Genomic DNA, 22,194 nt, shown 5'->3' on the forward strand with positions numbered 1-22,194 from the left:
CGGCGGGCCGGAGTCCGGGCGGTGAGCTTCGTCACCAGAGAGGACCACGGCCACGTCGCCGTGGTCACCCTCTCCCGTCCCGAGGCGCTCAACGCGATCTCGGGCGAGGTGGCCGACCAGCTGGCGGGCGCGTTCGTGTCCGCCGCGGCGGACCCGGGGGCGTGGGTGGTGGTGCTGGCCGCAGCCGGGGAGAAGGCCTTCTGCGTCGGGGCCGACCTGAAGGAACGCAACCAGCTGGACGACCGGGGATGGATGCGGAACCGCGTGCTGATGCGGGGGCTGTTCGAGGCCATCCGCTCGGCGCCGCAGCCCACCGTCGCGTCGGTGTTCGGCTACGCCCTGGGTGGGGGGTTCGAGCTGGCCCTGTCCTGCGACCTCATCGTGGCATCTGACGACGCGATCCTCGGGCTTCCCGAGGTCCGCGTGGGGATCGTGCCGGGCGGGGGCGGGACCCAGCTGCTGGCCCGTCGGGTGGGGCCGTCGCGAGCCAAGGAGATGATCTTCACCGGGAAGCGGATCCACGCGGGGCAGGCGTACGACGCCGGCCTGGTGGCGCGGGTGGTCCCGCGTCCACAACTGGGAGCGGCCACGCTGGAGCTGGCCGAGGAGATCTGCCGCTCGTCGCCGGTGGCAGTCCGGGAGGCCAAGAAGGCGATCGACCGCGGGGGTGAGATCCCGCTGGAGCACGGCATCGAGATCGAGGACCAGGCCTGGCGCAAGGCCGTCGCCTCGGAGGACCGCGCGGAGGGGATCGCCGCCTTCAACGAGAAGCGCGAGCCGCGGTGGAAGGGCCGCTGATCGGAGGGCTCCCCGCGCGGGTGACCATCCGCGAGGTGGGGCCTCGCGACGGGCTTCAGGCCGAGGCGCCGCTCCCGGTTCACCAGCGGGCGGGGCTCATCGACATGCTGACCGGGGCGAACCTCCCGAAGATCGAGGCGGTCTCGTTCGTGTCTCCCAAGGCGGTCCCGGCCATGGCGGACGCCGGGGAAGTCTGGCGGCTGGTGCGGCGGCGGCCCGAGGTCGCCTACTCGGCCCTGGTCCCCAACCGTCGCGGCGCCGAGGCGGCTCTGGAGGCGGGCGGGTTCGCATCGCTCCAGGCCTTCGTCGCGGCCTCCGACGGCTACAACCTGCACAACGTCGGAAAGACCGTCGAGGAGTCGCTCGGCGACGTGCGGGAGGTGATCGAGGCGGCGGCGACGGCCGGCGTCCCGGTCGAGGTCTCGATCTCCTGCGCCTTCGGCGACCCGTACGAGGGAGCGGTGCCTGTCGAGCGGGTCGTCTCGGTGGCCGAGCGCGTGGCCGGGCTCGGGGCCGTCGGCGTCTCGCTGGGAGACACCACCGGGATGGCGAACCCTCGCAAGGTGTGGGACCTGGTTCCAGTCCTCAGGGATCAGGTCCCGGAGCTCCGCCTGAACCTCCATTTCCATGATGCGCGGGGAGCGGCCCTGGCGAACGTGCTCGCCGCGATGCAGGCCGGCGTGGACGAGTTCGACGCCAGCATCGGCGGTCTGGGCGGCTCGCCGTTCGCCCCCGGCCAGGCCGGCGCGAACGGGAACGTCCCCACCGAGGACCTCGTGGCCATGCTGGTGGGGATGGGCATCGACACCGGCGTGGACGTCATGGCTTTGTTCACGGCGGCCCGGATGCTGGAGGGGATGGTGGGCCATCCCGTCCCCGGCCGGGCATGGCGGGCCGACTACCCGGAGCTGGGGTGGGCCTCGCCGGTGTAGCCAGCTTCGAGTCCGCCCTCGACGCGGGCCACCACGCGGAACGTTCCCGGCTTCGCCTCGTCACACAGCGCGGCGAGCCGCGCCAGGGCGCCGGGCGTGTCCGGGGCGGACCGCATCATCGCGATGTCGTCGAGGCTCCTCCACGGACCGAACGAGTAGAACAGGCGCGGATCATCGACGCTCTGCACCAGGGTCCCGGGCCCGGGTGGGTTGGGGAGGTTCCGGAAATAGCCCCCCAGACGCCTCCACGCTTCCACGAACTCCGATTCCTTCCCCTCCCTGACCCGCCATACGCCGAGCGTGTAGACCTCCATGACCCACTCCCTGGTGCGTTGGTCTGACGCGCGACACCCTATCCTCTCGGTGCGCGTCCGCAGCGCCAGGAGGATCCGTGTTCTCGAAGGTCCTGATCGCCAACCGTGGTGAGATCGCCGTGCGCATCGCACGGACCTGCCGCGAGCTCGGGGTAGCGACGGTGGCGGTGTTCTCCGACCTCGACGCCAACGCCCGCCACGTCGCGCTGGCCGACGAGAGCGTCCATCTCCCCGGTGAATCGGCGGCCGAGACGTACCTCAACCTCCCCGCCGTGCTGGAGGCCGCCCGGCGTACCGGCGCGCAGGCCGTCCATCCGGGCTACGGCTTCTTCTCGGAGCGGGGCGACGTGGCCGAGGCCGTTGAGGAGGCCGGGCTGGTGTGGATCGGGCCGCCTCCCGAGGCCGCCCGTGCCGTGGGCGACAAGGTTCGCGCACGTCAGCTGGCCTCCGGGGCGGGAGTGTCAGTGGTGCCCGGTACGCTCCAGCCGGTCCAGGAACCGGGGGAGGTGCACGCCTTCGGGGAAGAGCACGGATACCCCATAGCGATCAAGGCGGCCGGGGGCGGAGGCGGCCGGGGACTTCGGGTCGCCGCCGGACCCGAGGAGGTCCCCGAGGCGTTCGCCGCAGCCACCCGGGAGGCCGAGGCCTGGTTCGGCTCGCCCGGCGTGTACCTGGAGCGGTACCTCGAACGGCCCAAGCACGTCGAGGTCCAGGTGCTCGCGCCCGCCGCGGGCGAGGCCATGTGGCTGGGCGCGCGGGACTGCTCGCTCCAGCGCCGCCACCAGAAACTCGTCGAGGAGACCCCTCCGCCGCTGCATGCCGGCATCGTCCCGGCCATGGGCGAGGCCGCCGTCGCGGTGGCCAACGCCTGCGGGTACGTCAACGCGGGCACCGTCGAGTTCCTGGTGGACGAGGACGGGCGCTTCTACTTCTTGGAGGTGAACGCCCGGCTCCAGGTCGAGCACACCATCACCGAGGAGGTCCTCGGCCTGGACCTGGTGGCCTGCCAGCTCCGCATCGCCGCCGGCGAGCCCGTCGGGTTCACGCGCGAGGACCTGGCGCCGCGGGGCCACGCCATCGAGTGCCGGATCAACGCCGAGAACCCGGCCCGGCGCTTCCTGCCCGGTCCCGGCCGCATCGAGCGGTACCGGGAGCCCGGCGGCCTCGGCGTCCGCGTGGACTCCGGGTACGCGGAGGGCGACGAGGTGCCGCGGGCCTACGACAGCCTCCTGGCCAAGCTGGTGGTGTGGGGCCCCACGCGGGAGGAGGCTCGCCGCCGCATGCTCAGGGCCCTGCGCGAATTCGACGTGGCCGGCGTCCCCACCACGATCCCGGCGCACATCGTCTTGCTGGAGCACCCGGCATTCGTGGACGGCTCGTACACCACCCGGACCGTGGAGGGCGGAGCGCTGGATTCATTGGTCGAGCCGAACGCTCCTGCCCGGGGGCCAGCGAAGGCAGCCGACTGTGCCCCGAGCAATGCGGCCGTCTCATCCGAGGCCGCCGCATCCGAGGCCGCCGTCCTGCTGGTGGCGGGCCAGGCCGTGCGGCTGTGGAATCCCGCGATGGCCGCCGAGGCCGCCGCCTCCACGGCCACGCGGGCGGTCGCCGGCGACGGCGTCGTGCGCTCGCCCATGCACGGGACGATCCTGAAGCTGGAGGTCGCGAAGGGCGACCAGGTCCAGGCGGGCGACCCGGTGGCCATCCTGGAGGCCATGAAGATGGAGACCCAGGTCAGCGCCCCCGTGTCGGGCTCGGTCACGGCCGTGCACGTGCAGGCCGGGGAGGTCGTGGAGGCCGGCGAGCCCATCGCGGAGCTCGGCTGATCGCAGTTCGCGGGTTGGTGTGAGCTCTCAGGCAGCCGGTAAGCTATCTGCCCCATGCCCCCGTCCCCGGCCGCTCGACTCATCTCCTCCACCGATCGCCCCGAGCAAGCTCTTCCCGGCTCCCACGGCTGGGTGCGGGTGCTGGTCGACCATCGCGCGGGATCGAGGAATCTGCTCCAGCGTGAGTTCCGGTTCGGACCCGGACGAACCCCCGAGCTGCACGACGACCAGCGCGAAGAGGCGATGTACGTGGTCGAGGGGCTCGGGACAGTGGACTTGGGCGGGGCCTCCTACGAGCTGGCACCCGGAACGGGGGTCTTCGTGCCCGCGGGAGCCTCCTACGTGCTGGAGAACCCGGGCCCCCACGACCTGGTCCTGGTCTCCGTCCTGTCGCCGCCCCCGTGCGAGCAACCAGGGACGACGACCGACCAACCGGTGGCGGAATCGCCCACCTACGTCGTCCGGGAGGAGGACGAGCCGGCGCTCGCCGCGGGAGAGGACCGCACGTTCAAGGTCCTGGTCGACCCTGGCCACGGGTGCCGAACCATGACCCAGTTCGTTGGGTTCATCGACCGGAGCCAGGCACCCCCCCACGTCCATGCCTACGAGGAGGCGGTCTTCATACTGGAGGGCGAAGGGGTGGCCCACGTCGACGGGCGCGACCTTCCGTTCGCCAGGGGCGCGGCCATCTTCCTGCCCCCCGGCGTCCCGCATCATCTGGAGAACACCAGCCGCGAGGTCCTCAAGCTGCTCGGCGTGTTCTCCCCCGCCGGATCCCCCGCCTCCAGGGAAACCGCCGATTCCGGTTGATCGCAGAGGCCCTCGCGACCCCGCTTGACGGTGGCGCGGGCCCGTGATTGCCTCCGCGCGATGCCGGTCTCCGAGACCAACTCGAAGGTCGTCTACGAGGCCCTGAGCACGGCCGGCGTCCGCATCGTGTCGGCGCTGCCCGAGACCTGGCTGGTCCACCTCATCCGGATGGCCGAGGACGACCCGGACATGGTGCTGGTGCGCCTGGCAAAGGAAGAGGAGGGCGTCGGCATCTCGGCGGGGGCGCACCTGGCCGGCGCCCGCTCCGCGATGCTCATGCAGAACCACGGGTTCCTGGCGTCGATCAACGGCATCGTCTCCGGGGCCATGCTGTACCGGATTCCGCTGCTCATGCTGATCAGCGACCGCGGACACTTCGGCGAGCGCGACCACTGGCAGACCGAGGGCGGCCGGTTCACCCGCGACGTCCTGGACGCCCTGACCATCCAGTGGGACGCGCTGTGGACTCCCGAAGAGGTCGGGGTCAAGGTCGCGAAGGCCATGACGCTCGCGCACTCCTCGCTGTCGCCGGTTGCGCTGCTGCTGACTCGCGACCTGATGTGGGAGGAGCCGTCGGGGTGACGCGCCGGTGAAGCGGATCGACTGCCTCGAGGCCATCTACGACGACCTCGCGGAGCGCGCTGTGGTCACCATCATGGGCGCGGTGGCCGCGGAGCTGTACTCGCTGGGGCACCGGTCCAACTTCTTCTACCTCGAGCACGCCATGGGCCTGGCCTCATCGATTGGCCTGGGCATCGCGCTGGCCCAGCCGGAGCGCGGCGTCGTTGTGCTCGACGGCGACGGCTCCGTCCTGATGAACCTGGGTGGGCTGACCACCCTGGCCCGGTACGCGCCGCCGAACCTCACCCACATCGTGTTCGACAACGAGAGTCTGCTGTCGGTGGGCGGCTTCCCCACGGCCACGTCCACCGGGTCGGACCTGGCCGGTGTGGCCAGCGCCGCCGGCATCCGCGGAGCCCGGTCGGTGGCCACGCTGGAGGAGTTCACCCGTGCCGCGAAAGAGGACCTGGCCGCGGACCGGTTGACGTGCCTGGTGGCGAAGGTGGAGGCGATCGGGCCGGCCAGCTTCCACATGGACCTGCACCTGCTGGAGAACCGCTTCGAGTTCGCCCGGGCCCTGAGAGTGCCCGAGCAGACGCTCGAGCAGGACGCGGACGCCGGCGCAACGCGCCGTAGATGAAAGGAACCCGAGGACCATGGACGCGCTCGCCTCGCTGGTCGAAGCCCTCGCCGGCGGCACGGTGGAGGTCGTCGACCTCACCCAGCCGCTGTCGGAGGCCACGCCGATCATCCAGCTGCCGCCACCATTCGCGAACACGCCCGGATGGAAGCTCCATGAGATCAGCCGCTACGACGAGCGAGGTCCCGCCTGGTACTGGAACTCCTTCGAGGGTGGGGAGCACGTCGGGACGCACCTCGACGCGCCCATCCACTGGGTCACCGGGCAGGAGCTCGACGACGTGTCGCAGGTGCCGGCCCGCCGGATGGTCGGACCGGCCGTGGTGATCGACAAGTCGGCCGAGGCGGCCGCGGACCCGGACTTCCTGCTCTCGATCGACGACGTCCGGGCGTTCGAGGCGGAGCACGGCCCGCTGCCCGAGGGCGGCTGGCTGCTGTACCGGACCGGGTGGGACGCCCGGGCCCAGGACCAGCAGGCGTTCCTGAACGCCAACGAGACCGGCCCGCACACGCCCGGCATCGCCATCGACTGCGCGCGGTGGCTGGCGGAGGAAGCGCCCATCGTGGGCATCGGCGTGGAGACCGTCGGAACCGACGCCGGCGCAGCGCACTCGTTCGACCCCCCGTTCCCGTGCCACACCTTCATGCTGGGCGCGAACAAGTACGGGCTGACCCAGCTGGCCAACCTGTCGAAGCTGCCGCCGGCCGGGGCCGTGCTCATCGTGGCCCCGCTCAAGATCGTGAAGGGCTCGGGAAGCCCCGTCCGAGCCCTGGCCCTGGTACCTCGCCCATAGCTGGCCGGACCGGCGATCGGGCGCCCACTGGCGCTTCACCCCGTCCGTCCCTCATCCTGTGCCGATGAGCCGCCGAGCGCGTGACGAGACCGGGGCGTGGGTCGGGCGGGGGCGGGGGACCGGCCTGAAGCCGGGCGGGTCCACGGAGGACACGGCGCTCCTACGCAGGGAGGAACCGGGGTTCCTCCGGGAGGACCCCTGGCGGGTCCTTCGGATCATGTCGGAGTTCATCGAGGGGTTCGACGTCCTCGCGACCATCCCGGAGGCGGTGTGCGTGTTCGGGTCGGCCCGCGCGCCCGAGGACGACCCCAGCTACGCGGCGGCCCGGGAGGTCGGCGCCGAACTGGCGAAAGCCGGGTTCGCCGTGATCACCGGAGGCGGCCCGGGCATCATGGAGGCGGCGAACCGGGGCTGCCACGAGGCCGGGGGCCTCTCGGTCGGGTGCAACATCGAGCTGCCGTTCGAGCAGAAGATGAACGCGTACGTCGACCTCGGCGTCGAGTTCCGCTACTTCTTCGTTCGCAAGAACATGTTCGTGAAGTACGCCGAGGGCTTCGTGGTGTTCCCCGGCGGGTTCGGCACGCTGGACGAGCTGTTCGAGGCCCTGACCCTCACCCAGACCGGCAAGATCCAGCACTTCCCGATCGTACTGTATGACCGGAGCTACTGGTCTCCGCTGGTCGATTGGCTCCACGGGGCCGTGCTGGGGAGCGGGAAGGTCAGCCCTGAGGACCTGGAACTGTTCCGCGTGTGCGACGAGCCCGGGGAGGTGCTCGAGCACATCGAGACCGTCCTCGATCGGCGCCGGCCGGGGGAGGACCCGGCGGCCCAGCCACACGTGAAGCCCCACAAGGCCGACGCGCAGTGAGCGGCTCCGGCGGGGCGGCGGCGGCGGCGCCCGAGGAGTTGGCGGCCGCTGCGGCCGTGGCCGGGAAGCCGGCGGTGGCGGGGAAGCCCCAGGCCCCTTGGGACCCGGCCCACCCTTCGGCCATCCAGATCCAGACCCTCACCGACGGCGGGCAGCCGGCCGCCCAGGTGGCGGCGTGGGTCGCCGCGTTCCTCGGCGAGGCCCGCCACTCGCTCGCCATCGCGCTGTACGACCTGGGGCTGTCGGACGCGACGGCCGCTCCCGTGATCCAGGCCATCCACGAGGCCGCCGGCCGGGGCGTCGAGGTCCGCCTGGCCTACAACGAGGACCACGACCAGCCCATCCCGGTCCCGCCCCCGCCCGAGACCAACCGGACCCAGATCGAGGCGTACGGCGTCCCCACCCGCGGTATCCCCGGAGTCCCGGACCTGATGCACCACAAGTACGTGGTGCGGGACGAAGAGACGGTGTGGACCGGTTCGCTGAACTGGACCGAGGATTCCTGGACCCGGGAGGAGAACGTGATCGCGATCGTTCCCTCCCGGGACATCGCCGCCAGCTACACCCGGAACTTCGAGGAGCTGTGGTCCCGCCGGCGGGTGGCCGGCACCGGCGAGTACACCCCCGAACCGGTCGACGTGGCCGGCACCACCGTTCGCGTGCTGTTCTCGCCAGGCCGGGGCCGCCGCCTGGCCCACCGGATCGCCGCGGCCCTCGGCCAGGCGCAGCGGCGGATCCGGGTGTGCTCGCCGGTCATGACCTCGGGCCCCGTCATCGCGACCCTCGCGGAGGTGGCGGCGGCGGGGCGCGTGGACGTGGCAGGGGTGCTCGACTCGACCCAGATGGCGGAGGTCAGGCGGCAGTGGCAGGAGGACGCGGCCTGGAAGATCCCCATCGTGGAGAGCATCCTTTCGAAAACCCCCTTCTCGGGGAAACGGTCGACGCCCTACGGTCCGGGGACGGTCCACGACTACATGCACGCGAAGGTCGTGGTGGCCGACGACACGGTGTTCCTGGGCAGCTACAACCTGTCGCACTCCGGCGAGGAGAACGCCGAGAACGTGCTGGAGATCGCGAGCGCCGACCTGGCCGAGGGGCTGGCCCGGTTCGTCGACGGCCTCCGAACACGATATGAACCCATGCCAGCGTTCGACCACTGATCGAAAGGGAGGAAGCAGCCAATGCAGCAGCCACCGATACCTCAGACCGCGCCCTCTCCGCAGGGCCAGGCCCTGGCCATGCCCGTCACCACCACGTTCGAGTTCCCCGGCTGGGAGGTCCAGCGCTCCCTCGGCGCGTGCTTCGGGCTGATCGTCCGCTCGATGGGGTTCGCCAAGGGGTTCGGGGCCGCGTGGAAGACCCTGAAGGGCGGCGAGGTCTCCCAGTACACCGAGCTGCTGGAGGACAGCCGCCGCCACGCCATGGACCGCATGATCGAGAACGCCCGCCTGCTGGGGGCGAACGCCATCGTCGGCATGCGGTTCGACTCCTCGGAGATCGGCGAGAGCCTCACCGAGATCGTGGCGTATTGCACGGCGGTGGTGGTGGGGGCGAGGCAGTAGCGGGGGCGGCGACGGCCATGCCGGTGAGGCAGTAGCGGGCCGGGGACGACCATGCTGGTGTGGCTGATCGTCGGCGGCGTGCTGGTGGTGGCGTTCGTGCTGAGCCTGTCCCTTCGGCGACACGGCGAGAGCCAGGTGCCGCAGGAAGGGTGGCATCGCACCGACGAGGTCTTCCGCGACCCGACCACCGGCCGGCTGATGCGGGTGTGGGTGGATCCCATCGACGGATCCCGCCACTACGTCCCGGAGCGCGAGTAGCCCGCCGCGGACAGACGGTCCACGTGTGATCGAACCTACCGCGGGGTAAGGACCGGCCGCCCACGCTGAAGGCAACGGGAGGTCAACGTGTCTCGCCCGCGCACCCTCGCCCTGATCGGCGCCCTGTCCGCCGTCGCCCTGCTCTCCCCCGCCCGCACGGCCCTGGGGGCCGGAGCCCAGACGCTGGCCGGCCGCGCCGCGAGCCTCGGCCTGACCTGCTCACCCGTCACGTCCGGCGACGGGGTGACCTACACGAGGTGCACGGGTGAGATCCCCACCTTCGATGGGATCGGCCTGGACACCGACCTGTCCATCCCCGCCGGCGCGACGGCGCCGGCTCCCACGGTGGTGTTCCTGCACGGCTGGTCGCTGGACAAGACCAACTGGGAAGCGAGCTCGACGACAGGTGACTCCGCAGAGCAGTGGCACTGGAACAACGTGTGGTTCGCCTCGCGGGGGTGGGTGGCCGTGAACTACACGGCCCGGGGGTTCGAGGAGTCGTGCGGGATGGCCGACTCCGATCCCAACTGTCCCAACGGGTACACGCACCTGGCGGACCGGAACTTCGAGACCAGGGACACCCAGACCATCCTCGGCAAGCTGGTCGACGCGGGCATCGCCAACGCCGGCCGGCTGCTATCCACGGGCGAGTCCTACGGGGGCGGCCAGTCCTGGCTCCTGGCGACGGCCCTGCCGTGGAAGAGCCCGAGGGGTCGCTCGCTCCAGCTCGCCGCGGCGGTCCCGCTGTACGGGTGGACCGACCTGCTCGACTCGCTCGCGCCGAGCGGCCGGGCCACCGACCACACCAGCCAGACCGCCGACCACGTGACGCCCCTCGGCGTTCCCAAGGACAGCTACATCACCGGCCTGTACGCGGTGGGCCGTGCCCTGGCCCAGGGCCGGTACGACGAGGACCCCACCGATCCCGGGAACAACATCGACCTTCAGTACGCGGCCGTGCAGTCCGGCGAGCCGTACGACTCCAAGCCGAACATGGACGTCGTGAAGCAGAGCTTCCGGAACCGGGGCGCCTACTACGCCGACGCCTACCTGCAGTGGACCCAGATCAACACGCTGACGAACGGGTTCGTGGACGCGTACGTGCTGGGGAGGACGGCGGAGCGACCGGCTGCCCAGGCCTACTCGTTCCAGACGCACTGCCCGCCGGTGGGCGGCCCCGCGACCCCCGTCGCCGGGGCGTGGGACTCGCTGTCCAGAGGCACCGCGTCCGCGTCGTGGACGGGCTCGACGACGACCAGCTCGGCGGATCCGAACCCCGCCGACGGTGCGGCGACGGACCCGATCGCGAACTCGGGATGCATGAGCGAGCAGGTGAGCAACGAGGACCCCGGCCAGGCGTTCTGGTCCTGGCAGATTCCCTCGGGCGGCCTGACCCTGCTAGGGCTGCCGGCGGTCGAGCTCGGCTACGCGCTCGCCGGGGTGGACGCCACGGTCGTGTACAAGCTGTGGGACGTGGCCCCGGACGGGACCAAGACGCTCGTCTCGCGAGGGGACCAGCGGATCGCCACGGAGGCCGGCGACCTTGCCTCCGGCACCCTCGGCACGGAGCTGTGAGGCAACCACTGGCTCTTCCCCTCCGGCGACACCATCGAGCTCCAGGTGGGGCAGACGGACTCGCCGACGTTCCGACCGGACAGCCTGCCCTCCTCGCTCACGATCTCGTCGCTGTCGGTGACGCTTCCGACCCGAGAGACGGGACGGATCACGCTGACACCGGCGTCCTGAGCCCCGGCTCGGCCTGCTCCCGATCCCGGGCCGGCGGCGTGATCACCCCGGTCCGGCGGTAGGCTTCCGGCATGACCGGCGACGAGGTCCGCGACGGGGTCCGCGAGGAGCTCCGCGAGCGCGTCACCCGGGACCGGTCGCGGGTTCGGGAGGAGCTCGAGCGGCTGGTCCGGATCCCGTCGGTCAGTGCGCCGGGGTTCGATCCGGCGCACGTCCGAGCTTCCGCGGACGCCACGGCCGAGGCGCTCGCACAGGCCGGATGCACGGGGATTCGCCTCCTGGAGCTGGAAGGGGGCCATCCCGCGGTGTACGGCGAGGCCTGGGGTCCGATCGCGGCCGCAGCGGCGGCGGCGGCGCCGGTCCCACCGTCCTGCTGTACGCGCACCACGACGTGCAGCCCCCCGGACGGACCGAGGACTGGGACACGCCGCCGTTCGAGCCGGTGGAACGAGCGGGCCGCCTGTACGGCCGCGGGACCTCGGACGACAAGTGCGGGATCGTGATGCACACCGCGGCGATCCGGGCCTTCGACGCGCGCCCGCCGGTCAACGTGAAGGTCGTCGTGGAGGGCGAGGAGGAGATCGGGTCCGCGCACCTCGTCGAGTTCCTCCACGCGTACGGGGACCTCCTGGCCACGGACGTACTGGTGCTGGCGGACGCCGGGAACTGGAAGCTCGGGACGCCGGCCCTCACCACCTCGCTCCGGGGGCTGGTCGACTGCGTCGTCGAGGTCCGAACCCTCTCCCACGCCGTCCACAGCGGCACCTTCGGGGGCCCCGCGCCGGACGCCCTCTCGGCCCTGGCCCGTCTGCTGGCGACGCTGCACGACGATCGGGGCAACGTGGCCGTCCCCGGCCTGGCCACCGGCCCGCCGCCGGACATCGACGAGGACGAAGACGAGTTCCGAGCCACGGCCGGCGTCCTGCCCGGGGTCCGGCTGATCGGAGAGGGATCCATCACCGAGCGCGCCTGGATGCACCCGGCCGTCTCGGTCCTCGGCGTCGACGCCCCCACCATCGCCGAGTCGTCCAACCAGCTCGTCCCCGCGGCGCGAGCCCGGATCAGCCTGCGGCTCGCCCCCGGCCAGGATCCGGTGAAGGCGCTGGACGCCCTGGTCTCGCACCTGGAGGGATACGCGCCGTGGGGCGCCCAGGTCCGTGTGACCCGCGGCTCGGAGGCCGAGCCCTTCCACATCCGGGCCACCGGCCCCGCCCACCAGGCCGCCCGGCGGGCGTTCCGGGACGCATGGGGAACCGACAGCGTCGACATGGGGATGGGCGGGACCATCCCGCTGGTCGCCGCCTTCTCCCAGGCCTACCCGGAGGCCGCGCTCCTGCTCACCGGGGCCGCCGACCCCGATTGCCGGGCCCACGGCGAGAACGAGAGCGTGCACCTCGGCGAGCTGGAACGCTCCTGCGTGGCCGAGGCCCTGCTGCTCCAGTACCTGGCGCCAGGAACGCCATGAGGGCGAGGACAGCGTGAAGGCCCTGCTGACCGCCGGCGGCCACGGCACGCGCCTTCGGCCGATCACGCACACCCAGAACAAGCACCTCATCCCGGTGGCCAACAAGCCCATGCTCTTCTACGGGCTGGAGGGGATCGCCGGCGCCGGCATCCGCGAGGTCGGCATCATCGTCGGAGACACCGAGGACGAGATCCGGGCGGCGGTCGGCGACGGCTCGTCGTGGGGCCTCGAGGTGACCTATCTCCACCAGGATGCGCCGCTCGGGCTGGCCCACGTCGTCCTCACCGCCCAGGAGTTCCTGGGGGACCAGCCGTTCCTCATGCACCTCGGCGACAACCTCGTGCGTGAACGCCTGGACCGCTCGATCCGGGTATTCCGGGAGCAGCAGGCAGACGCACAGGTCTTCCTGGTCAAGGTGCCGGAGCCGTCACGCTTCGGGGTGGCCGTCCTGGAGGGGGAGCGGATCGTGCGGCTGGTGGAGAAGCCTCGCGAACACGTCTCGGACTACGCCCTGGCCGGTGTGTACGTCTTCGGCCCGGCCATCTTCCGGGCCGCCGCGTCGCTCGAACCGTCGTGGCGGGGCGAGCTCGAGATCACCGACGCCATCCAGTACCTCGTGGACCACGGCTACGACGTCCGCGCCGAGCGCCTCACCGGGTGGTGGAAGGACACCGGGCGCCTGGAGGACCTCCTGGAGGCGAACCGGTTCGCCCTCGACGACCAGGAGCGGCTGGTGGAGGGCGACGTCGACGAGGCCTCGCACCTGGTGGGAGAGGTCCGGGTCGACGCCGGCGCGGTGGTTCGGGAAAGCGTGATCCGGGGGCCCGCCGCGATCGCCTCGGGCTGCCGGATCGAGCGATCCACGATCGACCCCTACACGTCGATCTACCTGAACACCACCCTCCTCGACAGCGAGATCGGGAACTCCATCGTGATGGAGGACTGCGTGATCCAGGACGTCCGCCGGATCCGGGACTCGCTGGTCGGACGCAACGTTCGGGTGGCGCGGGGGGATTCCCTGCCGGCGTCGGTCCAGCTCATGGTGGGCGACAACAGCGCGATCACGCTGCCCTGAGCAGCTGCACCTCCGGGGCAGATCCGCCGCGTACACTGCTGCGAACCCCCGGGAGGAGGGCGAGATGCTGGAACGATCCCAATCCATCGACGAGCTGATCGCGCGCATGGAGGAGATGCTCGTCCCCCTGGAGCGAGCCGACGACGAGCGCCAGCACTTCCACGCCACGTACATGCGCACGAGCATGGCCTTCCGCGCGGAGATCGAGCGGAGCGGATTCCTGGACAACGAATGGGTCGAGCGGTGGGACCTGGCCTTCGCCCAGCTCTACCTCGACGCCCTCGACCTCGACAACCGGGGCGAGCCGACGCCGGGCCCGTGGCGGATCGCGTTCGATGCCTGTCGACAGCGGTCGCTGCCCCATCTGCGGTACGTCCTGCTCGGCATCAACGCGCACGTCAACTACGACCTCCCCCAGGCCCTGCTGGCCGTGATCACCGACGAGGAGTTCGACGACCCCGCCCTCACCGCCAAGCGGGCCTCGGACCACGAGCACGGCGACAACATCCTGGCCAGCCGGGTGCCCGAGGAGGACCGGGAGCTGGCGAAGGTCGAGGGGCCGGGCGAGCGCACCCTCCTCGATCGCGCGCTGCAGCCGTTCAACCGGGCCGGGACGAAGCGATTCCTGAAGGAGGCCAGACGCAAGGTGTGGGCCAACGCCCGGCTCCTCAGCCGGGCCCGGCGGCAGGGGCCGGATGCCCTGGCCCAGCGCCTGGGCGAGTTGGAGGAGCTGTCCCGAGCCCGTGTGGCCGAGCTCCGGGAACCCGGCCAGGTCATCCTGCGGCTGGCCATCCGCGGCTTCGGGGTCGAGCTCGCCCCCTGAGCTTCGCTACCGGGTCGGAGGGTCCCGCCGGCCCGCCGCCACGGGGTCGGGAGTGCGAACCACCGGCGCGTCCGCCTGCCGCGGGTCGCCCCGGTCGTCCGAGGTCATCCGTTCCCGCGGCAGCCACAGGGCGAAGGTCGATCCCCGGCCGACCTCGCTGTCCACGCTGATCCGGCCTCCGAGGACCTCCGCCACCCGGGCCGACAGGTGCAGCCCCAAGCCCACGCCGCCGGCCCGATGGGCGCTGGGCGCGTCCAGCTGACGGAACTGCTCGAAGATGGTGGCCAGGTGCTCGGGCGGGATCCCCTCCCCCCGGTCCGTCACCTCCATCAGCACACCGTCGGCCTGCGGGCGGGCGGCCAGCCTCACCGGGCCGTCGGAGTACTTCAGCGCGTTGTCACCCAGGTTGAACAGGATCCGGTACAGCAGCGTCCGGTCGGTCACCAGCGAGAGCGGCCCCTCGCAGGCGGTCTCCACCACACGGGCGGGGGCCCGGGACCTCAGGGTGTCGGCCACCTCTTCCAGGAAGGGGCCCACGGTCAGGGACACGGGGACCACGTCCGGATGGCCGCCCAGCAGGCGGGACTCGGCCAGCAGGTTCTCCAGCAGCTCGGCCAGCCGCTTGGCCTGCCGCTCCGCGCTCTCCAGGAACCGGTGCCGGTCGCCCTCGGACATCCGGTCGCCCCGGCGGGCGAGCGTGTCGACGTTTCCGATGATGGCGGTGAGGGGGGTCCGCAGCTCGTGCGACACGCTGGCCACGAACTCGTCCTTCAGCCGGTTCAGCCCCTGGAGCTGCTCCACCTGCCGGGCCAGGAGAGCCCGCTTCTCCGCGAGCTCCCGGAGCAGGAAGGCCGACCCGAGGTGCTGCCCGAACAGGCCCGCCCGACGGGCGTCCTCGGGCAGGAAGGGGCGGTCGGCGGCGTTCCGGCGGAGGGTCAGAGCCACCTTCACCTCCTCCTCCACCTTCACCGGCACGACCAGGAGATGCTCGGGGATCTGGGGAGTCCCCGGGATGTACCTGGCCACGCCGTGCCCGGCCTGGTGGTTGGCGATGACGCTCTCCCCCACCTCCACCGCCCGTCCGGTGGCCCCGTCCCCGATCGGGAACTCGTGGGTGAGGATGGTGCCCTCTACCTCGGGCTCGGAGTGGTACACGGCCCGGATGCGCCGGGTCACCTGGTCGACCATGAAGATGGTGAGCGACTTGATCGGCACGACCCAGGACAAGCGCTCGGACAGCAGCGGGAAGATGTCGCTGGAGGCGGACGCGGAGGCGGCTCCCAGCCGGTCCCCGATCTCCAGGAGATGCCGGCGCAGGGCCAGCTCCTCCTCGAGCTCCTTCCGCAGCCTCCGCTTCCTGCTCAGAGGGGAAGGCATCGCACGTCGTTTCCGCAGGCGTTTCAGTACATGTCGTTGGGCAGCGTGTACATGTCCTGGTGCCCGTACATGTCCTGGTGCCCGTACATGTCCGCTCTCACGTGGTGCGGGCGGTAGTGGTGGTAGTGGTGCACGGACCCGGCCGCGCCGGCCAGCCCGAGCAGTCCCGCCAGGGCGACCAGCGCCCCCACCAGCAGCTTTCTCATCACTCGACACCTCCCCGTGGCGGCCCAGGCTCGCTTGGACGAACCTGAAAGCCTCCGTCTGCGGGCAGTATCGGCACCCGGACGAGCCCACTTGAGGCAGTCCGGGGCGCATTTCAGGCGATTTGCCCGTTTGCCGGCCACGGCGCGGTGTCGGCGCCGGCCCTGGCTCCTATCATGCCGGCATGTCCGAGACCCTTGCCGCGGACCGCCACGAGGCCCGCGCCCTGGGACGGGCCTGGCTGCTCGCCACCGGATCGGTGGTGTCGATCGGTGTGTTGTTCCTGGTGAGCACACAGCTCCGGGCCGTCCGGGCGCACAGCTCCTGGTCGAACGATCCGTACGACGCGGTCCTGTCCGTGGCCGGCCTGGTGCTGCCGTTCGTGTGGGGTGTGACCTCGGCGCGGCTCCTGCGGTGGAGCGTGACGACCGCCGTCCCGGCCCCGGCGATCCGCACCATCTCCCGCGGGCTCGGCGTGGTGCTGATCTTGGTGTGGGCATCGGTCGCGGCCTGCCTGGTGGCCCTCGCCGGCCACGCCCGGCACGGCGCCTGGGGGCCCTGGTTCAGCTGGCTGGTGGCCCTGGTGGTGGCGACCGGCCTGTCGGCGGTTGCGGCGACGGTGCAGCTCACCCGGACCGAACGGCGCTTCCGTCCCGAGGTCAAGGCCCTCGGCTCCGGCTGGCGAGCCGATCCCGCCGAGCCGGACGCGCTCGACGACATCGTGACCCTCCTTGGCGTCGCCGGCACCTTGCTCAGGGGGGTCACCCCCAGGGTCGGCGGCATGCTGTCATGGGCCGCGAGAACGCTGGCGGCCGCCGCGTCCGCCCCGTGGGGACCTCGGCGGCATCGGGGCGCGTGGTGCGTGGGCCTGGCGGTCTCGTTCGGCGTGGCGCTCGCCGCGTGGCACGGGGTCATGGAGGGCGGTGCCCCCACCTGGCCGGAGGGGCTCCTGGCCGGCGCCGTGTTGGCCGCGACCGGCACCGCCCTCGTGCTGGTGTCCTACGCCTCGCTCGGTGGCTACCTCAGGCTGATCCGCCCCGAGTCCCGCGCCCGACCTCGCTGACGCCGACCTCGCGCTACGGAGCTGGCTCGCGCGCGGCGGGCTCGCGTTCGACGGTGCGGGAGACCGGCTCCCGGGTCAGCCGCTGGGCCAGGTAGACGGGGATCAGCGACAGCAGGATGACCACGAACGCGACCACGTTCACGATGGGACGGTTCCGGGGGAGCCGGATGTTGTTGAGGATGAAGATCGGGAGCGTCTGCGCCGCCCCGGCCGTGAAGTTCGTCACGATGATCTCGTCGAACGACAGGGCGAACGCCAGCAGCCCTCCCGCCACCAGTGCGGTGGCCACGCTGGGCAAGGTGACCCGGCGAAACGTCTGCCACCCGTCCGCGCCCAGGTCCATGGACGCCTCCACCAGCGATCCCGGTGTCCGGCGGAGCCGGGCGACCACGTTGTTGTAGACCACCACCACGCAGAACGTGGCGTGCCCGATGATGATGGTGAGCAGCGAGAACGGGATCCCGCTGAAGTTGATCGCCGAGTTCAGGGCGATCCCGGTGAGGATGCCGGGGAGCGCGATCGGCAGCACCAGCACGAACGAGACGGCCTCGCGGCCGAAGAACCGGAACCGGTGCACCGCGAAGGCCGCCGCCGACCCCAGCGCCAGCGCGATGGCCGTGGCCCCCACCGCGGCCTGGATCGACAGCCACAGGGCCGAGCGGACCTCCCCGTTGTGCCACGCCACCGAGAACCAGTGCGCCGTGAACCCCGATGGCGGCCACGACTGCCCCCGGCTCTTGTTGAACGCATAGATCACCACGATCGCGAGGGGCACGTACAGGAATGCCAGCACGAGATACGTGGCCACGCGCAGCAGGATCCGCACCGCCCGCGACTCGGTGAAGCCGCTCTCCGCCGGACGCGGCGCCCCGGCCCTGCCCGGCGCGGTGATGCTCATCTACAGCGCCTCGAACGCGCCCAGCCGGCGGGCCACGGTCAGGTAGACGGCCATGATGGCGACCGGGACCATGGCGAACGCGGCCGCGAACGGCAGGTCGCCCACGGTCCCGACCTTCTCGGAGATCACGTTCCCGATGAACTGCGTGTTCCCCACGAGGTTGGGGGCGATGTAGTCCCCGAGGGTCAGCGAGAAGGCGAAGATCGACCCGGCCACGACCCCCGGAAACGCGAGCGGCCAGATCACCCTGCGGAAGGTCGTGGGGGCCTTGGCCCCGAAGTCCGAGCTGGCCTCGAGCAGCGACGAGGGGATCCGCTCGATGGCCGCGAAGATCGGCAGGACCACGAACGGCAGCCACAGGTACGTGAACGTGATCCACACCGCCCAGTTCGAGAAGGTGACCCGGAACCCTCCCAGGCCGATCAGCCGGAGGAAGGACTCCGCCGGCCCACCCCCCTCCAGGATGGTCCGCCACGCGAACACCCGGACCAGGTAGCTCGACCACAGCGGCAGCACCACGGCCAGAAGGATCCCGGCCCGGGCCCGGGGGGTGGCGATGCGGGCCGCGTAGTACGCGACCGGGAAGGCCAGCACGACGTCGGTCAGCGCCACCGCCGCCGCCATCCCGAGCGTCCGCAGGGCGATCGTGCGGAAGATGGACTCGGTCACCAGCTCCCGGTAGTTCCCGAGGCTCCACACGCGCTCGATCGAGCTGGTGAGCGGGTTCACCCGCCAGAACGACGTCACCAGCAGCAGCAGCAACGCCGCCAGGTACACCACCAGCATCCACGCCACGGGAGGGCCGAGCGTCAACGCCAGCTGCGCGCGCCGATGCCGGTACAGGAACGCGGAGACCCGGCGAACGACGGTGCGCTCGCCGGGCCCACGCGTGGCGATGGTCGCCATGGTCAGCGGTGCGTCGTTATCCGGCGCCGCCTCCCACTATCCGCCGGTGATCTGGGTCCACTTGTCGGTCCACGTGTTCAGGTCCGTGCACGTGCTGCCCCGGCTGTCCCCGCAGTCGGGCAGGGGGGTCTTCCACAGGTACAGCTGGCTCAGGAACTTCTCGTCGCCGCAGTGGTACGCGGTGTCTGCGTCGGGCCCGATGTCCTTGCGAAGCTGGTCGCATGACGCCGAATTGCTGGGAGTCGCGCCGTAGTACTCGGCGACCTCGGTCTGCACGTCGGCCCGGGAGGTCCACTGCATCCACTTCAGCATGCAGTTGGGGTGCGGGGCGTGGGAGGACATCATCCACGTGTCCGCCCACCCCGTCATGCCTTCCTTCGGAAACACGAAGTCCACCGGGACCTTGCCGTCGGACTTGATGAGCGCGTAGTTCACGGGCCACGCCGTCCCCACCACCATGTCGCCGGACTCGAACCCGTCGATCTCGTCGGTGTAGGCGGCCCAGTACTTGGACACCAGCGAGTGCTGCTTCTGGAGCAGCTGCACCGCCGCGTCCAGCTGGTCGGAGGTCAGCTCGTACGGGTCGGTGATCTTGAGGGACGGATCGTGCGCCTTCAGGTAGACGGCCGCGTCCGCGATGTAGATGGAGTCGTTGTACGCGGTGATGTTCCCCGCGTACGGGTTGGGCTGGCCGTTCAGGGTGGGCTCGAACACGACGTCCCAGCTGTCCGGCTTGGTCGTGACCACGTCCGTGTTGAACATCAGGAAGTCGGGCCCGTACATGTACGGCACGCCGTAGTGCACGCCGTCCACGGTGTTGTGGGCGGGCGCCTGGAGCGACGGCAGCATCTGGTCGTAGTTCGGGATGATCTTGTTCACGTCGATGCCGGCCACGTCGCCGTGCGCGATCAGCAGGTTGGTGGCGTTCCCGGACGCCGAGACCCCGTCGTACACCTTGCCGCCGCCCTGGCGCATCAGGGTGACCATCTGCGGCGAGGTGTCCGCGTACTTCACGCTGACCTGGCAGCCGCTCTGCTTCTCGAACGGCGTGACCCAGTCGAACTTGGGGTCGTTCTGGCCGCTCTCGACGTACCCGGGCCAGGCGATGAGGTTGAGCTGCCCCTCGCCCTTCCCGATGGAGCTGAAGATCTTCGTCTCGGTCGTGCCGCTGCTCTTCCCGCACGCCGACGCCACCAGCGTCAACGCGGCCAGCGCGGCCAGCGCGGCCAGGAAGGCCGGCGCCCCCCTCCTTCGCGTCATGTGTCTCCTCCCTCCGGTACGACAACACTCGGTTCGGTCCCGTCCTCGACGGGTCGGTTGAGCTGCCGGTCCCACACCAGCCGGACCGGTCGCCCCCGGACCTGGAGCGCCTCCATCGAGGACGTCGCCAGGTTCTGCTCCACCACCACCAGCTCCCCGCCCGAATCGAGCGTGACGACGTAGCGGGTGTAGGCCCCCAGGTAGACCACCTCGCGGACGTGGCCGGTGGCCGTGGACTCGCTCGGGCCGGCGGCGGCGTCGGGGTCGACCATCCGGATCTTCTCGGGCCGGACGGTGAACGCCTGGGGCGATCCCGTCACCGCCTTCGCGGCGTCTCCCGACAGCACGTTCGACACACCCACGAACCCGGCCACGAAGCTGGTGGAAGGTTGCTCGTACACGCCCGCCGGCGTCCCCACCTGCTCGATCCGGCCGAGGTTCATGACCGCGATGCGGTCGCTCATGGTGAGCGCCTCCTCCTGGTCGTGGGTCACGTACACGAAGGTCAGGCCCACCTCCTGCTGGATCTCCTTGAGCTCGATCTGCATGGCCTGGCGGAGCTTCAGGTCGAGGGCCCCGAGCGGCTCGTCCAGCAACAGCACCTTGGGCCGGTTGACCAGGGCCCGGGCCAGGGCCACCCGCTGGCGCTGTCCCCCGGAGAGCTGGGCCGGCTTACGCCGGTCGAAGGCCTCCAGCCGGACCATGCGCAGCGCCTCGGCCGCCCGCTTCACCCGCTCCTCCCGAGGCACCCGCTTCACCCGCAGCCCGTACTCGACGTTCTCCGCCACGGTCATGTGCGGGAACAGCGCGTAGTCCTGGAACACGGTGTTCACGTCGCGCTCGTACGGCGCGAGGCGGGTGACGTCCTGGCCGCCCAGCCAGATCCGCCCCTCGGTGGGGGCTTCGAACCCGGCGATCATCCGCAGGCAGGTGGTCTTGCCCGAGCCGGACGGCCCGAGGAGCGAGAAGAACTCGCCCTGCCGGATGTCGAGGTCGACGCCGTCCACGGCGACCACGTCGCCGAAGCGCTTCGCCACTCGTTCCAGCCGAACGGCAACATCCGGCTCGTGGCGCGGGCGTGCCTGATCGACCTGCGCGGCGTGTTGTGCCAGCGAAACCCTCCTGGGATGGGTGCGGACCATCTTGCACGGCCGCACCGCGCCGGGCAAGGCGAGCGAGGCTGGTCCTTATCGGCGCCGGTAGGCCCTCCGCCGGTGCTGCGCACGGTGGACCAGCACCACGTTCGTCTCGTCATCGATCTCGTAGACGATCCGGAAGTCGCCGCGCCGTGCCGAGTAGAGGCACCCGAGCTCACCCCGAAGCGGCTTGCCCGACCGGTGCGGGTTCTCGGCGATCGTCCCGAAGACGGCCTCGATGACCGCGGCTCGCACCTTCTCGGGAAGTCGGTTCAGGTGGCGAAGTCCTCCCGGGGTGATCTCGACCCCGGGGGCCACCTACCTGTTGTCCTCGAGGCGGAGGCGCTTGCCCTCAGCCGCCTCCCGCCGGGACCGCCGGATGGATTCGAGCAGCGTCCTGTCTTGGAGGATCTCCACGGTCTCCTCGAGAGACTCGAGCTCATCCGGGCTGAGAAGGACGGCTTCAGGCCTCCCGTTGCGCGTCAGGATGAATCGCTCGTGCTCCCCCACAACCTTGTCCACGAGCTCCGACAGACGCGCCTTGGCATCGGTGAAGGGAATGATCTCCGGGATCGCTGGTCAGAATGCTAACCAGATCAGGTGATGGGGTGAAGCGACGACGCCGTGGTCTGGCGCTCGCGCAGCGCGGTGGCCAGGCCCTCGGTGATCGTGCGAACGAGGCGGGGGCCCTCGTACACGAAGGCCGTGTACACCTGCACCGTGGTCGCACCGGCCTCCAGGCACGCCAGGGCATCGGCGGCCGTGGTCACGCCGCCGCAGGCGTTGATGGCGGCGGCGGGTCCGACCTCCCGGCGAACCTCCCGCACCCCTTCCAGGGTGCGCGGGGTGAGCGGCGGGCCGGACAGGCCGCCGCGGCCC

24 protein-coding genes and 2 pseudogenes are annotated in these 22,194 nt (G+C 71.1%); 16 read left to right on the forward strand and 10 right to left on the reverse strand.

Annotated elements, in window-relative coordinates; genetic code table 11:
- The first annotated feature begins 21 nt into the window (after window positions 1-21).
- Window positions 22-798 (forward strand): enoyl-CoA hydratase-related protein, encoded by a 777-nt coding sequence (locus tag M3Q23_07835; protein ID MDP9341998.1) that lies wholly within the window; start codon window positions 22-24, stop codon window positions 796-798.
- On the forward strand, window positions 798-1,730 hold the full coding sequence (locus M3Q23_07840; GenBank protein ID MDP9341999.1) for a hydroxymethylglutaryl-CoA lyase: 933 nt from the start codon (window positions 798-800) through the stop codon (window positions 1,728-1,730). Before M3Q23_07835 ends, M3Q23_07840 begins: the two co-directional genes overlap by 1 nt.
- Here the strand turns inward: M3Q23_07840 and M3Q23_07845 are convergent.
- Window positions 1,697-2,044 carry an antibiotic biosynthesis monooxygenase gene (locus M3Q23_07845; GenBank protein MDP9342000.1) on the reverse strand — a complete coding sequence of 116 codons (348 nt, stop codon included), beginning with the start codon at window positions 2,042-2,044 and terminating at the stop codon, window positions 1,697-1,699. The two genes, M3Q23_07840 and M3Q23_07845, sit on opposite strands and share 34 nt — an antisense overlap.
- A gap of 77 nt (window positions 2,045-2,121) precedes the next feature.
- On the opposite strand from M3Q23_07845, the gene M3Q23_07850 reads away from it, so the two are divergent.
- From M3Q23_07850 to M3Q23_07910, 13 genes and pseudogenes are all read left to right on the forward strand, one after another.
- Window positions 2,122-3,870 carry a biotin/lipoyl-binding protein gene (locus tag M3Q23_07850; protein MDP9342001.1) on the forward strand — a complete coding sequence of 583 codons (1,749 nt, stop codon included), beginning with the start codon at window positions 2,122-2,124 and terminating at the stop codon, window positions 3,868-3,870.
- Window positions 3,871-3,924: 54 nt separating this feature from the next.
- Window positions 3,925-4,680 (forward strand): cupin domain-containing protein, encoded by a 756-nt coding sequence (locus M3Q23_07855; protein ID MDP9342002.1) that lies wholly within the window; start codon window positions 3,925-3,927, stop codon window positions 4,678-4,680.
- 60 nt (window positions 4,681-4,740) lie between these two features.
- Window positions 4,741-5,262, forward strand: a complete 522-nt coding sequence (locus tag M3Q23_07860) for a thiamine pyrophosphate-binding protein (protein MDP9342003.1) — start codon at window positions 4,741-4,743, stop codon at window positions 5,260-5,262.
- 7 nt (window positions 5,263-5,269) lie between these two features.
- Complete coding sequence (locus tag M3Q23_07865; GenBank protein ID MDP9342004.1) at window positions 5,270-5,881, forward strand: thiamine pyrophosphate-dependent enzyme; 612 nt, start codon at window positions 5,270-5,272, stop codon at window positions 5,879-5,881.
- A gap of 16 nt (window positions 5,882-5,897) precedes the next feature.
- The gene (locus M3Q23_07870) at window positions 5,898-6,674 is read left to right on the forward strand and encodes a cyclase family protein (GenBank protein MDP9342005.1); all 777 of its coding nucleotides are present in this window, start codon (window positions 5,898-5,900) and stop codon (window positions 6,672-6,674) included.
- A 64-nt stretch (window positions 6,675-6,738) separates the two neighbouring features.
- Complete coding sequence (locus tag M3Q23_07875) at window positions 6,739-7,542, forward strand: TIGR00730 family Rossman fold protein (GenBank protein ID MDP9342006.1); 804 nt, start codon at window positions 6,739-6,741, stop codon at window positions 7,540-7,542.
- The gene (locus M3Q23_07880; GenBank protein ID MDP9342007.1) at window positions 7,539-8,702 is read left to right on the forward strand and encodes a phosphatidylserine/phosphatidylglycerophosphate/cardiolipin synthase family protein; all 1,164 of its coding nucleotides are present in this window, start codon (window positions 7,539-7,541) and stop codon (window positions 8,700-8,702) included. The genes M3Q23_07875 and M3Q23_07880 overlap by 4 nt, the downstream gene beginning before the upstream one ends.
- A gap of 21 nt (window positions 8,703-8,723) precedes the next feature.
- Window positions 8,724-9,104, forward strand: a complete 381-nt coding sequence (locus M3Q23_07885; GenBank protein ID MDP9342008.1) for a YbjQ family protein — start codon at window positions 8,724-8,726, stop codon at window positions 9,102-9,104.
- Window positions 9,105-9,155: 51 nt separating this feature from the next.
- Entirely contained in the window at window positions 9,156-9,362 is a 207-nt protein-coding gene (locus M3Q23_07890) for a hypothetical protein (protein ID MDP9342009.1), read from the forward strand.
- An 87-nt stretch (window positions 9,363-9,449) separates the two neighbouring features.
- Window positions 9,450-10,937, forward strand: coding sequence for a hypothetical protein (locus M3Q23_07895; protein MDP9342010.1), 1,488 nt, complete (start codon window positions 9,450-9,452; stop codon window positions 10,935-10,937).
- 242 nt (window positions 10,938-11,179) lie between these two features.
- Window positions 11,180-12,573, forward strand: a pseudogene (locus M3Q23_07900) (M20/M25/M40 family metallo-hydrolase).
- 13 nt (window positions 12,574-12,586) lie between these two features.
- Window positions 12,587-13,648: a glucose-1-phosphate thymidylyltransferase gene (locus M3Q23_07905; GenBank protein MDP9342011.1), complete on the forward strand. Its 1,062-nt coding sequence runs from the start codon at window positions 12,587-12,589 to the stop codon at window positions 13,646-13,648.
- A gap of 64 nt (window positions 13,649-13,712) precedes the next feature.
- On the forward strand, window positions 13,713-14,471 hold the full coding sequence (locus tag M3Q23_07910; GenBank protein MDP9342012.1) for a DUF5995 family protein: 759 nt from the start codon (window positions 13,713-13,715) through the stop codon (window positions 14,469-14,471).
- Between the two features lie 6 nt (window positions 14,472-14,477).
- Here M3Q23_07910 and M3Q23_07915 read toward each other — a convergent pair whose 3' ends face one another.
- Together M3Q23_07915 and M3Q23_07920 are read right to left on the reverse strand one after the other, a co-directional pair.
- Window positions 14,478-15,848, reverse strand: coding sequence for a HAMP domain-containing histidine kinase (locus tag M3Q23_07915; GenBank protein ID MDP9342013.1), 1,371 nt, complete (start codon window positions 15,846-15,848; stop codon window positions 14,478-14,480).
- 23 nt (window positions 15,849-15,871) lie between these two features.
- Window positions 15,872-16,054 carry a hypothetical protein gene (locus M3Q23_07920; GenBank protein ID MDP9342014.1) on the reverse strand — a complete coding sequence of 61 codons (183 nt, stop codon included), beginning with the start codon at window positions 16,052-16,054 and terminating at the stop codon, window positions 15,872-15,874.
- A gap of 182 nt (window positions 16,055-16,236) precedes the next feature.
- Between M3Q23_07920 and M3Q23_07925 the strand changes: the two genes are divergently transcribed.
- Window positions 16,237-17,115 carry a hypothetical protein gene (locus tag M3Q23_07925; protein MDP9342015.1) on the forward strand — a complete coding sequence of 293 codons (879 nt, stop codon included), beginning with the start codon at window positions 16,237-16,239 and terminating at the stop codon, window positions 17,113-17,115.
- Window positions 17,116-17,128: 13 nt separating this feature from the next.
- Here the strand turns inward: M3Q23_07925 and M3Q23_07930 are convergent, their stop codons facing one another.
- The 7 genes and pseudogenes from M3Q23_07930 to M3Q23_07960 form a co-directional block, all read right to left on the reverse strand.
- Window positions 17,129-18,013 carry an ABC transporter permease gene (locus tag M3Q23_07930; GenBank protein MDP9342016.1) on the reverse strand — a complete coding sequence of 295 codons (885 nt, stop codon included), beginning with the start codon at window positions 18,011-18,013 and terminating at the stop codon, window positions 17,129-17,131.
- Window positions 18,014-18,919: an ABC transporter permease gene (locus M3Q23_07935; protein MDP9342017.1), complete on the reverse strand. Its 906-nt coding sequence runs from the start codon at window positions 18,917-18,919 to the stop codon at window positions 18,014-18,016. It abuts the gene before it with no gap.
- A gap of 36 nt (window positions 18,920-18,955) precedes the next feature.
- Entirely contained in the window at window positions 18,956-20,179 is a 1,224-nt protein-coding gene (locus tag M3Q23_07940; protein MDP9342018.1) for an extracellular solute-binding protein, read from the reverse strand.
- Window positions 20,176-21,291: an ABC transporter ATP-binding protein gene (locus tag M3Q23_07945; GenBank protein ID MDP9342019.1), complete on the reverse strand. Its 1,116-nt coding sequence runs from the start codon at window positions 21,289-21,291 to the stop codon at window positions 20,176-20,178. Before M3Q23_07945 ends, M3Q23_07940 begins: the two co-directional genes overlap by 4 nt.
- 138 nt (window positions 21,292-21,429) lie before the next feature.
- Window positions 21,430-21,633: pseudogene (locus tag M3Q23_07950) on the reverse strand (type II toxin-antitoxin system RelE/ParE family toxin).
- Entirely contained in the window at window positions 21,634-21,825 is a 192-nt protein-coding gene (locus M3Q23_07955; GenBank protein MDP9342020.1) for a type II toxin-antitoxin system Phd/YefM family antitoxin, read from the reverse strand.
- Window positions 21,826-21,911: 86 nt separating this feature from the next.
- A partial coding sequence (locus M3Q23_07960; GenBank protein ID MDP9342021.1) for a dihydroorotate dehydrogenase (quinone) occupies window positions 21,912-22,194 on the reverse strand: 283 nt, incomplete at its 5' end.

The sequence above is a fragment of the Actinomycetota bacterium genome (assembly GCA_030774015.1).
In the GTDB taxonomy this organism is placed as follows: Bacteria; Actinomycetota; UBA4738; order UBA4738; family JACQTL01; genus JALYLZ01.

Coding starts and splice junctions, on each gene's coding strand:
- M3Q23_07845 (MDP9342000.1), bottom strand. CDS start 2,044: ATGGAGGTCTACACGCTCGGCGTATGGCGGGTCAGGGAGGGGAAGGAA.
- M3Q23_07855 (MDP9342002.1), top strand. CDS start 3,925: ATGCCCCCGTCCCCGGCCGCTCGACTCATCTCCTCCACCGATCGCCCC.
- M3Q23_07860 (MDP9342003.1), top strand. CDS start 4,741: ATGCCGGTCTCCGAGACCAACTCGAAGGTCGTCTACGAGGCCCTGAGC.
- M3Q23_07870 (MDP9342005.1), top strand. CDS start 5,898: ATGGACGCGCTCGCCTCGCTGGTCGAAGCCCTCGCCGGCGGCACGGTG.
- M3Q23_07875 (MDP9342006.1), top strand. CDS start 6,739: ATGAGCCGCCGAGCGCGTGACGAGACCGGGGCGTGGGTCGGGCGGGGG.
- M3Q23_07885 (MDP9342008.1), top strand. CDS start 8,724: ATGCAGCAGCCACCGATACCTCAGACCGCGCCCTCTCCGCAGGGCCAG.
- M3Q23_07890 (MDP9342009.1), top strand. CDS start 9,156: ATGCTGGTGTGGCTGATCGTCGGCGGCGTGCTGGTGGTGGCGTTCGTG.
- M3Q23_07910 (MDP9342012.1), top strand. CDS start 13,713: ATGCTGGAACGATCCCAATCCATCGACGAGCTGATCGCGCGCATGGAG.
- M3Q23_07915 (MDP9342013.1), bottom strand. CDS start 15,848: ATGCCTTCCCCTCTGAGCAGGAAGCGGAGGCTGCGGAAGGAGCTCGAG.
- M3Q23_07920 (MDP9342014.1), bottom strand. CDS start 16,054: ATGAGAAAGCTGCTGGTGGGGGCGCTGGTCGCCCTGGCGGGACTGCTC.
- M3Q23_07925 (MDP9342015.1), top strand. CDS start 16,237: ATGTCCGAGACCCTTGCCGCGGACCGCCACGAGGCCCGCGCCCTGGGA.
- M3Q23_07930 (MDP9342016.1), bottom strand. CDS start 18,013: ATGAGCATCACCGCGCCGGGCAGGGCCGGGGCGCCGCGTCCGGCGGAG.
- M3Q23_07935 (MDP9342017.1), bottom strand. CDS start 18,919: ATGGCGACCATCGCCACGCGTGGGCCCGGCGAGCGCACCGTCGTTCGC.
- M3Q23_07940 (MDP9342018.1), bottom strand. CDS start 20,179: ATGACGCGAAGGAGGGGGGCGCCGGCCTTCCTGGCCGCGCTGGCCGCG.